Here is a 14,160-nt window from a genome sequence, read left to right on the forward strand (position 1 = left end):
TTTAGAATAACTAAATATCGCAGTTAAATTTTTGTAATTAAGTAGTTGTTATAGTTTCTATCATTAATTTAATAAGCCTTTGTCATACAAATGACAAAGGCTTTTTGTTTTTGAGTACATTAATAAAAGGGACTTTAATTCCGTTGATTTAGGAAAGAGGGCCGTTGCTTAACTTCATCCGTTCTAGCTTGTTCATATTTTTTAATGTACAAATCCGTTTTTTCGCTAAGTGTTTTTAACACGTGCTGATATTTCGGATCGTTTGCTAGGTTAGTTGTTTCATCAGGATCGTTTTTCAGATCGTATAACCGCTCATGATTTTGCTTATGGAAGTCGAAATATTTCCAATCTTCAGTTCTGACACCTACAACGGGTGGAATGAACACGCGCTTAGGCTGATACATATGCTCAAACATAAACTCGGTACGCCAGTCTTGTATTTCATCACTGTCATTTAACATAGGGAGTAAACTTTTCCCTTGGTATGTTTGTGGTGCATCAACGCCGGCCAAACTTAAAATCGTTGGTGCGATATCGATATTGAGCACCATCTTTGTGATTTCTTTTGCTTGATCTTGTTTATTACGAGGGTCGTAAATGATGAGAGGGACACGTAGATCTTCTTCCCAACCAAACCATTTTCCAGCAAGTTGACGTTCATTTAATGCATACCCGTTATCGCCGGTATAAATGATAATTGTATTGTCTGCCATGCCAGTCTCTTCTAGTTTTTGGATCAACATACTTACGGCCTTATCGACGCTACTGATAGCTCGGTAATGACGTTTGACCATTTTTTGGTACATGGCTTCGTTGCTGAAACGGTACTCCCAACGAACGCGGCCAATCGATAATTGTAAAAACTCGGGTAACTGTTCAAAATATTCGTTGTCAGATAATTTTGCAGGTGGAATAGTGACATCTGAATAGTAGTTTTCAAATTCAGGCGGGTAGTGGAATTGATCTTCTTTATCTTTGTCTAATGCATGGGGGTTCCAAAAGTTTACCGACATTGTCCAAGGCTGGTTTGTATTTTTGGATTGTTCGATAAAATCTTTGGCCAACTCAGCAATGTAATAAGTCTGTGGCAAATTTTTACCTTTAAACTCACCTGTTTTCTCGTGCAATAGCGGTTTAAAATAGTCAAATCTATCTTTATGTTGACCTGACATGTTGATTTCATATTTACCCACAAGTGCCGAACGATAGCCGTTTTTCTTCAATATTGCGGGGTACATATTGGCCGATTCCACTTTTCCTGTTTTTGGGCGACTGAATGTGAAGTCGTGCGTCCGTTCTGTTAACCCCGTTAAAATACTAATACGGCTCGAAGCACAAATTGGTGTCGTAACAAAAGCATTCTTAAAAACAGTGCCTTGATTTGCAAGTTGGTCGAGTGTCGGGGTTTTTATAATAGAGTGATATTTACCAATTAGATCCCAACGATGATCATCGGCAAGAATAAATAGTATGTTCGGTTGTTTTTGATTATCTTTAGTGTTGACTGTATTTTTAGCATCGGAGTTAGTATGTGTTGTTGAAGAGTAACAGCTGACTAACGCTAAGGCTGTTAATGTTACACAGCTTATTTTGAGTAATCCTTTCTTAAAGTGAATTACGGGCTTTTTTGTTAATTTATACATCTTGCTTATCCCTTTCTCTACTAATTATTGGCTTCTCGAAATAACGAGAGCTTGCCATAGACTTTTAATTTTTTTTATTGATAAAACATCGCCTGGGTTTGTTACTGTGACTCGAATGACATCGCCTTTGCTAAGGTTTACTTTATCTGTAATAAAATAAAATTCGTTATTTAACGTGATAGAAGAGTTATTCTTAAAATTACCAATTATCTTGTCATTAATACGGATTGTGAATTCGATAGGTTGCACGTTTTGATGTGTGTCGTGCAAAGTCACTACTATCAACGAACTTGAACCTCTATCTTTATGACCTAGAGCCAATGTTGCCTCAAATCCATTATTGGTTTTATCGAACTTGAAACTTTCGGGTTTTATAATTCGTTTGTACTGTTTAATACCAAACAATTCCGTTTTTTCCTGTAAAGGCGGTGGGGCTAATCTTTTTGCAGCGATGCCTTTTCCTCTAGGTTGGTAGTTAACATCCTGAGTCAGCAAGAGTTTATCCAGTTCGAATCCGTCTTCACGCATTGAAATCATTAAAGTATGTACACCTTTTGTAGGTACATTAACACTAATGGTATTTGGGACGCCGCAATGATTACCGATTGTTCTCTGCGCTGACGACCAAGTCCATTTGTGTTTACCATGACAAAACTGAACGCGCTGGCTCGTTTCAGGCCAATGCCCGTTTAAACCGATATGAACGCCATTATCTTCACTGCCTGTACTAAAAGCGCGTGACCATACGTAGTATTTACCAGGCTTGTCAAAATATACCGGATAGGTTAATACGGCGACATTGCCGCCTTGTGCACTAAAATTCTCACCTCGAACAAGTGTTTCATAATGATTGACTCGCGTATCTGGCAAAATTTCAATATAACTTTTGCCGCTAGCGGTTTCGTAGTGCGGAAGATCAGCATCTGGATAATTATGTGTTGATGTATCTTCAGACATAACCAACCAGCGGCGTTTATGGTCTAAATGTTGGCTAGCAAAATTTTCAGCTTCAATAGCGATTAAATTTGTATTTTCAACCATTGAGCTAGGTGTGTTCAGTGAAGACTTAGCGACATACATAGTTGATGCTAGTGCAGGGTGACTGTTGCAGCCTGTAATGAATGCTAACAAGCAGATAATGAGTGCACTAGCTACTTGCCGCCGACGTACTGGTTGCATAGTTAAGCGCCTGTAGGACTTACATCGGCGAGAATACATTCTACTTTGTCCACTTGGTCATTTCGGATGCGGCAAGTAACACTGCACCTGCACCATATAATTGAGTGTCGGTTTTTTTCACGGGATCAGGGGATTTTCCTACCTGTTGAACCCAGTTTACTCGACCATTATTCTGCACTGAGTTCACTAACGCGTTCCAACCTTTAATAACTGATTGTTTATAAGAATCATCAGTTAAAATACCATTATTTACCCCCCAAGCTAATCCATACGTGATGAAGCCTGTACCACTTACTTCCGGTGTTTTAACCTTATTTGGATCAAGCAATGAAGCCGACCAGTATCCGTTTGGGTTTTGTATTTTTTGTAAGCCAGCTGCATTTTTTTTAAAGAGCTCTATATATCGGGCGCGAGAAGGGTGGTCCTTTGGTAAGTCATCAATGATTAAAGGTAAAGCCGCAAATACCCAACCGTTGCCTCGGCTCCAAAAAACAGGCTTTCCATTATCACTTTTCTGATCGAAATATCGGCTGTCGCGAAAATACAATCCATGTTTTTCAGAAAACAAATAGTTCACGGTTGCCCAAAACTCTTTGTCGGCAAAATTAATATATCTGTCTTCTCCAGTAATATTTCCTAATTTTATCCACGTTCTTGGAGCCATGAACAATGCATCGGCCCAACACCACCTATCTTGGCAAGCACCCTCGTAGGCTTTAGGTCTTTTTTTGCTTGAATCCATTTCTAGTGTAACAGTTGAAGGATTTGCAAGTATTTGATCAAAAAGTTGTTTTGTCGGCTCAAATGCAAATTTGTTATTTGTTCTTTCAGTTAACCAAAGGTAGGTTTGTCCAATAGCATGGTCATCAGCATGTTTACCTCGAGATAACCTTAATGCATAGTTTTGCTCTTTTGCCATTGTTTCGATGTGACTTAACAAAACGTTATTATCGGTGACCTCTACCCATTCTGTTAATCCAATGTAAAACGCTGCTTGGATCCAATGTTGAGGTTTAGATGATGCATCGTGATATCGAGCGGCTAAATAATCATAATTATCAGCTTCAATTTGAGTTACCTGCCAATCTGCTACTCGCTGACCGATTTCTAAGGCTTGTAGCTGTATTGTCACCGTTGAAACTGCACCTGAATATAATTTATCACTACTTTTATCGGAAAATACATTCGAGATTGATTGGCAGGCGGTAAGGCCTAAATATGCCACCACGATGGTGAGTGCAATATATACTTTATTATTCATGTCAACTCCAGTCGATTATAGTCACTTCTAAGAGTGGTTTATTGTTTTTGAATTTATATTGTTCTTTTTTATACTTTATTTAATATTTTTTTCTATCTTTAGATAAATCCTATCTATTTATTTATTATTGTTTTTTTTAAAATTATTGGAGTTTTAACCCGTTAAACGTCTAATGTATTATAAATACCACGACAAGTCATTGTAAGTCAAAATCGCTCATTTGTGCTTTTTTTTAAACATGTGGCGTGTTAAGGTTTATTTGCAGTTGTACAAAAAATAATAAATAAAATTAGAAGCAACGTTAAAGTTGCAGTATCAATAGGGATTACACATATATAAGTCTAAATAGCTAATGCTATTTGTTCTCTGGTCTTATGCCAGTAGTACTACCTTAGACAAATATCCAACCCTATTAAATCATCAACTTGTTCTTACTTACTCGCAATTATGTATGCGGCGAAATAGGAAAGTGCTCGTTAAAAGGAGATGGATTTAATGAACAATACTCGGTATTTCGTAAACAAGGGCTGGTATGCCACTAGAATAGCGATACTTTTGCTTGTCGTTGCTAATGTTGTAGGTTGTGGAACTAAGCAAGATTTAGATCCAGCGCCTTCTAATTTATTGGTAGAAGGTAATCAGAATCCGCTTAATGTTCATAATCCAAAACCGAGTTTGGCTTGGTATTCCAATGTCACCACACAAAGCGCTTATCAGATTCAAGTCGCTACATCTGAACACTTAATATCCGAGGGCAGACCAGATTTATGGGATAGTGGGCAAATACAAGATCGACGTTCAGTTCATATCGCATATGAAGGAAAGCCACTTACATCGGGTATAGCCGTCTATTGGCGCGTTCGAGTTTGGGCTGAAGGTGACAAACCGCCACATAAATGGAGTGACATCGATTCTTGGGAAATGGGACTTGTTAATAAGGACGATTGGCAAGCGAAATGGCTAAAAATGGCTAAACCTCAACCCACTGAAATTACGCCAGCCGTTACGCAATGGATGCGATTTGCTGCAAACTTAGAAAATAAAAGTTTAACAAACAGCAAACTAAAAACTCAACAACGAGTATTAAAACAATTAGAAGCATCAGCAACAGCAGGTCTATTTAGACATGAATTTACATTAGACAGCAATAAATCAATCACTAAAGCTCGATTACATAGTACAGCTGGTGGCTACTATGAAATATATCTAAATGGTCGTAATGTGGATGATCGTATTATGGACCCGGGTCAAACCGATTTTGATAAACGTATTTTGTATAACACTGATGATGTTCAATCTTTTTTAAATAAAGGTGAAAATATCATCGCTGTGCATCTAGGCAGTGGTTGGTATGACGAAGATATTGCATTCAGCAAATGGACAAACCCTGATGCTAAATCGGGCTCAAAGCCAAAGCGCTCTTTGTCTTATGGTCAGCCAACTTTTATTGCCCAACTTGAAGTTACCTATGACGACGGCACTAAACAAGTGATTGCCAGTGACAAAAATTGGTTGAGCCATGTTTCTCCTGTATTAAAAGAAGGCGTATTCTCTGGCGAATTGTTTGATGCAAATAACGCTATCGCTGGTTGGAATAAAGATACCAATTTAGATTTGAGCAGTTGGCAAAAGGTAGAAGTGCTTGAGCAATGGCCTACAAAATCCCTCGAACCACAACTACAGCCCGCAATTAAAGCTGTTAAAGAAGTTAAGCCTGTAGACATCTTGAATCCGGAGCCAAATGTTTGGGTATTGGACTTTGGTCAAAACTTTACTGGTATTCCAACCGTTGATGTTAAAAGCCTTGGCCTTAAAAAAGGGCAAGCTGTGTATTTCCGTTACGCTGAATGGGTCACATCTAAAAATATGATCAGTCAAAAAAGTGGCGGCGGCGCGCCTTTATTAAAACAGGTGGACGGCTATATAGCGTCAGACGATGAAACTGAAAGCTGGACACCAATTTTTACTTGGCATGGTTTTAGGTACATTGAAATTCGAGGTTTGGAGCATGCCCCGGCTTTAGATTCAATAACCGCGCATTTAGTTAGAAGCGATGTTGAAATAGTAGGTAAATTTACAAGCTCTGATCCATTATTGAATCAAATACATGACATGGCCCTTTGGGGATATGAAAGTAACCTAATTGCATTGCCAATGGATTGTCCAATTCGTGAACGAGCTGGCTGGACTGGTGATGCTCATGCGGCAATGATCACTGGTAACTACAATTACAACATGGATAAGTTTTGGGACAAGTTTTTGGGCGACTTTCAAACCGCGGCATTTGTAGCGCCAGCAGTTGTGCCTGGTAAACGAACACATGGTGACAAGTTTGACTGGGCGGCAGCGGAAATTATGATCGCATGGGAACACTATCGCCACCATGGAGACATGCAATTATTGGCTGACCAATATGAGAGCATGGTTGAATACATGACAGCTGGTGAAGCAAAGCTAGAAAGTTCAATGTTACGAATTGGCTATGGTGACTGGTGTGATCCTGTAGTAAATCGCGGTGCGGACCGCGTAAACGGACGTTGTGCCTCTGAGCGTACAACTCCAACGTTAACAAGTTCCGCTTTGTTTGCTCATACTGCTAATTTAATGTCAAAAATCTCAACGTTATTAAATAAACCTGAAGGTACCGCTCACTATTCTAAGTTATTTAGGCAGATCACTACGCAGTTTAATACTGAATTATTTGACTCTACAAGTAATAGTTATGGAAGCCAAACAGCTGATGCGATGGCAATAGCGTTTGATATTGCGCCTCGAGATAAACACGCGGCGATAGCCAAAGCTATCAACGATGATGTGATTAACACATGGCAAGGTCATGCGTCTGTCGGTGCGTTGGGGCAAACTTATTTGTACCGTGCGTTAAGTGATTTTGGCTACGCAGATACGGCCTTTAATATTTTTAAAGCCAAAGGTTACCCAGGTTACGCTTACCTGCTAAACGAGCTTAATGCGACCACATTGTGGGAGCGTAAAGGTGGCTTTATTCCAGGCTCAAAGCAAGGTAGACATGAAGCCGAACCTGGCCGTTCATTAAACCATCCATTCCACAGCGGTTATGACGGTTGGTTTTATGAAGGCCTTGGTGGTATTCGTCCAATGGCTGACACCGTTGGATATCAAGATTTTGAATTAGCCCCGTTATTTGTATCTGGCTTAGATAGTGTGGATGTGTCTTACACAACCGGGTATGGGGAAATAAAAAGTCGCTGGCAACGTGATGGCGATCGTATCGTTTGGGATTTTGTAATTCCAAATAACTCAAGTGCGTTAGTGACATTACCTACCCTCGGTAAGCTAAAGCCCGTGAAATATTCTGCTGGCCAGCACCGCTTAGAGTTCCAAACACCATAATAAGTGACGGTATGGAGTTGGTTTCGCATATTTAGAAATAAATGGGAAGTCATCTCCAATATCGTAAAAGTAATCACAAAAACTATTAAAAAGTACAATAGTCGCAAACAGGCTTAATCAAATGAACCTATCAACTGGACATAGTAAAATAAAACAACTCGCTTATAAGACAAAGGCTCTGTGCGGGCTTTTAGTATTAGCTTTAGCTGGTTGCAACATGACTTCATTGCAATCTGACAAGCTAGATTCTTCCCGAGACACAAATAGTGAAAATAACCAAACACCGCCAAATATTGTTCTTATTTTATCTGATGATCATGCGTGGAATGACTATAGCTTTATGGGGCATGAGATTGTCAAGACACCTGCATTAGACCAGTTGGCGGCTGAGTCTGTGACATTTACTCGAGGCTATGTTCCGACTTCTTTGTGTCGGCCATCATTGGCCACGATAGCCACGGGGCTTTATGCTTCTCAGCACGGAATTACGGGCAACGATCCATCGCGCAATCTACCGGGCGGAAAAAAAGGGGCTGAATATCAAAAGCAACGCGGTGAAATTATTGCAAAAATTGATAATGTTGCGACACTGCCGCAACTGTTAAAAGAAAAAGGCTACAAATCACTTCAAACAGGTAAATGGTGGGAAGGCAGCTTTAAGCGCGGCCGATTTGATGAAGGCATGACTCGTGGTTTTCCAGAAAAAGGCGGCCGTCACGGAGATGACGGATTAAAAATTGGTCGTGAAGGAATAAAGCCGATAACGAACTTTATCGACAAATCGACCTCCGAAGGCCATCCATTTTTAATTTGGTATGCGCCATATATGCCTCATACACCGCATAATCCACCGCAGCGCATATATAAAAAATACGCAAATTTAGGTTTGCCAACATCTATTGCTAAGTACTACGCGATGATCGAATGGTTTGATGAAACCAATGCTGAATTACTTGGATATTTAGAGGAAAAAGGGCTGAAAGATAATACATTGATTGTTTATGTATCTGACAATGGCTGGGTGACAAATCCAAGTCAGGCGGAACGTTTTTTACCGCGCTCAAAACAAAGCCCAGGAGAAAGCGGTGTTCGTACACCTATTATGTTCTCTTTGCCTAGTCAATTTAACGCACAAATGCGAACAGAAGCGGTGAGCAGCATTGATATTGTACCTACGGTATTAGCTGTAGCGGGTATTGAAGTTCCGCCTAATTTACCTGGTAAAAATTTATTGGAAAATCTAAAACAAGAAACGCCAATAGACCGTGATGCTATATTTGGAGAGGGATTTGCCCATGACATGACAGAGCTGAACAACGCTGAAAGCACTTTGTTATACCGTTGGGTGATCGCAGGCCAATGGAAGTTAATCTTAAGTTATGACGGAGCAAACATCAGTTACCAGAAGTACCACAAAGGTGTGTTAGAAGGCCCGAGGCTTTACAATATTTTAGCTGATGAACATGAAACAATGAATTTAGCAGAACAACATCCAGAGTTGGTAAAAGCTTTAAGCGATAAACTCACAAACTGGTATTCAGTAAAAGAACGCAACGTCTTAAAAAATAAAAGTTGATGTAAATTCGTGCCTCCCTAAAAGGGGCTTTTAAAGCCTTTATTGTTGGGTTGAAATCTAAACCCAATAATTTGTTTCTATTAATTTAAACAGAAGCTCAATTACCATGAATAACGCATTAAAACTTACTATAGCTGCGGTGATATCAGCGTCCGTAATTACAATATCTGCATGTGCAATCAAACTACCGAGTCAGCCTGTTCTAGCAGAGACAGAGAGCAATTTTTTTGAAAAAAGGTCTGAATTAATAAATAAATATTCTCTTCAAGATCCTACATTTTCGGCTTTAATAAATGAAAAACAAAATGGAAATACAGCTAACGCTACTTATAACAGTGAATATTGGCGCTGGCGGATAGATCAGTATTTATACGGTCAGTATGTTGAGTTTCAACCTGTTTATGATGCTTACACCGAAGGCAAAAAATTTATTGAAATTTACAACCTGCCTGCAGAAAACTTAAGTTCGAATAGCAAGAAAACCAATCATCAACCGCAACTGCCCAAAGGTTTCTTTACAGAAAACTTACCGGGAAATACTTACACAGGTTGGCACCAACTCATTGGTGATACGGTATATGTGACTTACCAAGGACATTTAACAGACCCATATGTTGCTAGTTACAACTTACGCATAGACAAATGGGATGGGCCTTACAAAGCGGGACACAGCACCCTGTCAAAAGGTGAACGCAAAATTGACAGCCATGGGCGGCCCATAATTGAAGTAGATAATCAGGGTTATATTCATATTGTATTTGGTGGCCATGGAGGAGAGCGTGAAGATGGGTTAAATCCATTATCGATAGACACTCCCCATGCTGGTGGCCGAATGAAACATGTGGTTTCTAGCAAACCATATGATTTATCTTCATTTTCAGAAAAAAACGACATCACGCCTTTTGCTTCTTATACCAAAAGTTACAAGATGGCCAATGGCGACATTTATTTTTTTACTCGCGCCGGTACTCATAAATCTCCATGGTTATATTACAAAATGAAAAATGGTTCACAAACGTTTGAGCCGCCAGTCACTATTACTTGGCCAACGCCCGATCATAGCGACCCGATAACCGTTCACACTCATTACATTAATCCGTTAAAAATATCGGACACTGAAATTGCAATTACCTCACTTTGGCATGCTTGTAATTTTAAAGAGATCCACGATAAAACACATTACAACCGTCTAAACCTTTATTACATGGTGTTAGATACGACGGACGGCTCGTTTTATAACGCAAATAAAGAAAAATTAACCTTACCATTAACATTGCAGAGCAGTAACCAACACACTTTAGCCTACAACTCAGAAAAAGCAGGTGAAACCAGTTTCGGCACAAGACCACTTATTCTAGGTGATGGCAAAATTGCAGCGGCTTACGAGGCGAAGGGGGAAGGGTATCGCGAATGGCGTATGGCTATTTTTGACAATGGTAGTTGGACCCATGGACACCCTATGCCTGGTACAAAAAATCGTACATTAGTAGACACCGATGGCAAAAAAGTTAGCAAGATTTTTGCTTTAGAAAAGCTTGGAAAACAGAGTGATACAGCGGCGGTTGCTTACCGCAATAGTAAAGGGGAAAGTGTTTTTGCGATAGCTAAACAACGCACTAACCGTAGTACTAAAGCGGATAATCTGCTTAATAGTCAAGACTGGCAAGTGGATAAAACTTATTTTAACGTCGATAAAGGCAAGTTATTAGTGAAGCCTGTTGCCAATGAAACAGGGGAAGTAAAAGCAATTATTGTGAATGTTAGAAAAGCGGGTTCGCAACGACTTTACTTATGGCATGACGGCGAGTTTCGAGCAAATAACTTGGTCCAACAAATCAATTAGGCAGAAAAGCTAGCTGTTCAAAAGCTACGCTCATAGCTAACCCAACTAATGTTTTGATTGGGTTGGCATGACAAAGTGCTAACGTTGTTGCCATTATTCGAAACAATGGGATCTGTGATTTCTTCGTAACAAATATTTTTTGCGCGTGACAAACTCGACTTAGCGATCAGTGTTTAAAACTCAAAGCTCCCATTCTGAACCGAAAATCTATGCCTGCTAGGCAACCCGAGCAGCTCAAAACATATAGGTCAAACTGAAAATAAAGTGTATTTAGAATGGAGAATAGCCATGTGTACCATGACTTTAAAATGCAACGTCAGTTAGCCGTGATTAATGTTTAATCATAGATATCTTATTTCGAATCACAATTGAAACGACGAAAGTAGGCAAAAATGAATAAACGAATTTTTACAATAATTTTAATAAGTGTTGTGCTAATGGCATGTAAGACTGCGCACGATAAAATAATTTCAGAGGAGACTGGCAGAACGGTCGCGGAAAATTATGCGATTGGTGAATCTTATGTTGGCAATAAACCTATTCAAAGACATAAGTCTGTTGCCTATGAGTCATTTTCTGGTGCTGGTTGGAATGCGGAAAATACAACAATAAATATTTATACACCAGGTTTAAATAACCAATTACCTGAATTCTTTTTCTTTACTCAATTTCAGGGACCACATTCTTTTAAGGTGGAGTCTGAAATTGTCCGTTTAGGTAAGCATTCAGCCAAATTACATTGGAAACATCAACACCCCGAACAGTGGAATGGTGACCCAAATAAATTAGACAATACAGATCGAAAGGCCATGTTTCATGGAAAAAGAGCGAGCACCAATAGTACAACACTTTGGTATGGTTTTAGTGCTTATTTTCCAAGTGTTGACTTTACGTTAACAGGCGATCAAAGAGCTTTGTTTTTTCAGTTGCACGGAGCAAAGGATAAAAATGGTGAACCAAGCCGAATACCGCCAATTAGCCTTACCATAGGAACAGATGGGTTTAGAGTTGGCTATTCATGGGACTCAAAGGAACTAAGTACTAGTATAAAAGGAGAGGGGGTCAATCACTTAAATTTACCGGTATCTTTACCTGAATATCAAGATCGTTGGGTTGATTTTGTGCTGCAGGTTAGAACCAATCCGTTTGAGGAAAAAGGGTATATTAGGCTTTGGATAGATGGTAAACGAAGAGTGAACCATCACAACATCCAATTGGGTTACAACGATAAAAATGGTCTGTACCCGTCCTATGGTTGGTATTTGTTTGGTACTAATTCAACACGAGATTCTGATGCTATTATGTATATTGATGAGTTACGTCAGATAGAAGGTGAAAACATCAATTACTATGATGTAGCACCGGGTTATTTTCATCATTAAAAAGTTAATGCTTCCATTGAGGTATGGAAGCATTGGATGTTAATTTTTCTATAAATCTAAAAGTTTATGTGCCGCTTTTGGTCCGTCATAATCATATAAGAACCAATCTATATCGATATGACCAGCGTCAGTATCGCGTTTTTCATTCCATGAGAAGAATCCTAAACGGTCACCAGTCCATTTACCAAAGGCAATGGTAAAGCTCGGGCCAAAGGCTTTGAAACTTACACCGTCAAAGCTGTACTCGTAAGTTGCTTGGTCACGGGCGTTAGAGGTACGCACGTATAAGTCATCTCCGGTGATTTCAGGGCCAACAACACGTTTAGCCATCTTATCCATGTAGAACAAATTCTTCTTACCATTGTTGTCAACTTGCACTCCGAGTAAGTTAAATACGCCACCATAACGCACAAAACCGCCTAGTTGATTGGGTTTCATTCCGGAAATATCAAACTTAGCAACAGCAGTGCCCGTCGTGATCCCCATCATACGTTGACTTAGTGTATTTGGGGCGCGCCAGAAGTCAGAGTCTGAACCGTCATTATTGGTCCATTCATTGATTTTAGGCCCAAAAGCCTTTGTATTAGGTAGTACTTTACTTGCTTTTAGGCGTAACCAACCCGGACGCTCGGATAATGACCAATGGCTATCACGTGGGTTGTGATTCCACTCCCATTGCATACCAAGTTGCGAAGATGAGAAATCATCATCTGAACTTGGTGCAGACACTGGATATCCATCTATTGGTTTTTTGTGACGTTTTACCGGCTCACCTATGCCATCGTTATCTTCGTCAAAACCTATTATCGGCCAACCATCAACCCAAGTAACCGGATCGAGCACCTGCGGTCGACCTTGAAAAGGGATATCGTCATTTTGAATTAGCTGATGCATATACCACCAAGAACCATCTGGTGCTTGCATTAAACCACCTTGGCTGGCGCTACGATTGTTAAACTCTTTGCCTTTTTCAAGAACGGTTTTCACTTCGTACGGGCCATAAATACTTTCTTTTGAACGCAACACGAGTTGTTTACGGTCGTTTTTGGGATTTTTAACTCCAGGTTTTGTCGACTTATCACCCATGGTCCACTGTGCCATGAATATATACCAAGTGCCGTCAATTTTATAAATTTTAGCAGCCTCTGCACCCATGCCGGTATATACAAGCTTGCCTTCGTCTAGGATTTTAGTACCATCCCAGCTCATTTCATAAATGCGGTTTTCATTGCCTTCGATCTTGTTGTCAGATCCTTTTTGCTTCTTACCGGTATTGATGATGACGTATGCTTTACCAGTATCATGGTCCCAATAAACAGCGGGATCGTCTAATACATCGGCATGTGGCAGCATCATGATTGGGTCACTCCACGGACCTTCAATCTGGTCAGCCATAGTGACCATTAAACCGTGTTGGTAATCAATTTGATATACATACCATTTGCCTTCGTGATAAGCGATATCTCCGGCCCAAGTTCCAAATGAATAACCGTTCATTCGATCCCAATTGTATTCGGGCGCCCACGAAAGCTTAGGGAATGCATGACCTACATTTGTCCAGTTGACCATATCTTTTGATTTTAAGATTGGCATACCAGGCGACATGTGTTGTTTTGAGGTGATCATGTAATAAGTATCACCAACTTGCTCGATATCGGAATCAGGGTAGTCCGCATTTAGTATTGGATTGATATAAGTGCCATCTCCTTGATCACCAAAGCTTCCTGTTTTGGCCGGGATGAGTTGCGAATCAGCAACCGTTTTGTCGCCTTCCAGTTGATGAGTGATTGCATTACAACCTACTAAAAGTGACGTTGCTAACAAAGAATAGCTTGCCAATTTTAAGGTGTTTGGACGTTTTGTATTTGTTGATTGTTTCATGTCAGGCTTTCCTATTTATTATT

General features: G+C 39.9%; 8 protein-coding genes. 4 read left to right on the forward strand and 4 right to left on the reverse strand.

The features are described 5' to 3' along the window. Nucleotides 1-134: 134 nt before the first annotated feature. The 3 genes from Q4575_RS10535 to Q4575_RS10545 are packed head-to-tail and all read right to left on the reverse strand — an operon-like array spanning nucleotide 135 to nucleotide 4,083. A complete protein-coding gene (locus tag Q4575_RS10535) occupies nucleotides 135-1,643 on the reverse strand; it encodes a sulfatase (protein ID WP_215963663.1) in 1,509 nt (502 codons plus the stop codon). A gap of 24 nt (nucleotides 1,644-1,667) precedes the next feature. Beyond that, a complete protein-coding gene (locus Q4575_RS10540; RefSeq protein ID WP_303522892.1) occupies nucleotides 1,668-2,822 on the reverse strand; it encodes a hypothetical protein in 1,155 nt (384 codons plus the stop codon). Nucleotides 2,823-2,862: 40 nt separating this feature from the next. Beyond that, nucleotides 2,863-4,083: a glycoside hydrolase family 105 protein gene (locus tag Q4575_RS10545; RefSeq protein ID WP_303522894.1), complete on the reverse strand. Its 1,221-nt coding sequence runs from the start codon at nucleotides 4,081-4,083 to the stop codon at nucleotides 2,863-2,865. Nucleotides 4,084-4,578: 495 nt separating this feature from the next. Between Q4575_RS10545 and Q4575_RS10550 the strand changes: the two genes are divergently transcribed. The 4 genes from Q4575_RS10550 (at nucleotide 4,579) to Q4575_RS10565 (ending at nucleotide 12,256) form a co-directional block, all read left to right on the forward strand. Beyond that, the gene (locus Q4575_RS10550) at nucleotides 4,579-7,455 is read left to right on the forward strand and encodes an alpha-L-rhamnosidase (RefSeq protein WP_215963660.1); all 2,877 of its coding nucleotides are present in this window, start codon (nucleotides 4,579-4,581) and stop codon (nucleotides 7,453-7,455) included. Between the two features lie 217 nt (nucleotides 7,456-7,672). Then, nucleotides 7,673-9,031, forward strand: a complete 1,359-nt coding sequence (locus tag Q4575_RS10555; RefSeq protein WP_303522896.1) for a sulfatase — start codon at nucleotides 7,673-7,675, stop codon at nucleotides 9,029-9,031. 106 nt (nucleotides 9,032-9,137) lie between these two features. Then, a complete protein-coding gene (locus Q4575_RS10560; protein WP_303522898.1) occupies nucleotides 9,138-10,874 on the forward strand; it encodes a hypothetical protein in 1,737 nt (578 codons plus the stop codon). 437 nt (nucleotides 10,875-11,311) lie between these two features. Then, the gene (locus tag Q4575_RS10565; protein WP_215963657.1) at nucleotides 11,312-12,256 is read left to right on the forward strand and encodes a heparin lyase I family protein; all 945 of its coding nucleotides are present in this window, start codon (nucleotides 11,312-11,314) and stop codon (nucleotides 12,254-12,256) included. Between the two features lie 48 nt (nucleotides 12,257-12,304). On the opposite strand, the gene Q4575_RS10570 is transcribed toward Q4575_RS10565, so the two are convergent. After that, nucleotides 12,305-14,137 carry a glycoside hydrolase 43 family protein gene (locus Q4575_RS10570; protein ID WP_215963656.1) on the reverse strand — a complete coding sequence of 611 codons (1,833 nt, stop codon included), beginning with the start codon at nucleotides 14,135-14,137 and terminating at the stop codon, nucleotides 12,305-12,307. Nucleotides 14,138-14,160: the final 23 nt, after the last annotated feature.

The sequence above is a fragment of the Psychrosphaera sp. 1_MG-2023 genome (genome assembly GCF_030548245.1).
GTDB classification, from domain to species: Bacteria; Pseudomonadota; Gammaproteobacteria; order Enterobacterales; family Alteromonadaceae; genus Psychrosphaera; species Psychrosphaera algicola.

What these genes read in the sequence shown, in the direction of transcription:
- Q4575_RS10570 (WP_215963656.1), bottom strand. Translation starts at nt 14,137, where the DNA reads ATGAAACAATCAACAAATACAAAACGTCCAAACACCTTAAAATTGGCA.
- Q4575_RS10560 (WP_303522898.1), top strand. Translation starts at nt 9,138, where the DNA reads ATGAATAACGCATTAAAACTTACTATAGCTGCGGTGATATCAGCGTCC.
- Q4575_RS10540 (WP_303522892.1), bottom strand. Translation starts at nt 2,822, where the DNA reads ATGCAACCAGTACGTCGGCGGCAAGTAGCTAGTGCACTCATTATCTGC.
- Q4575_RS10555 (WP_303522896.1), top strand. Translation starts at nt 7,673, where the DNA reads ATGACTTCATTGCAATCTGACAAGCTAGATTCTTCCCGAGACACAAAT.
- Q4575_RS10565 (WP_215963657.1), top strand. Translation starts at nt 11,312, where the DNA reads ATGGCATGTAAGACTGCGCACGATAAAATAATTTCAGAGGAGACTGGC.
- Q4575_RS10550 (WP_215963660.1), top strand. Translation starts at nt 4,579, where the DNA reads ATGAACAATACTCGGTATTTCGTAAACAAGGGCTGGTATGCCACTAGA.
- Q4575_RS10545 (WP_303522894.1), bottom strand. Translation starts at nt 4,083, where the DNA reads ATGAATAATAAAGTATATATTGCACTCACCATCGTGGTGGCATATTTA.
- Q4575_RS10535 (WP_215963663.1), bottom strand. Translation starts at nt 1,643, where the DNA reads ATGTATAAATTAACAAAAAAGCCCGTAATTCACTTTAAGAAAGGATTA.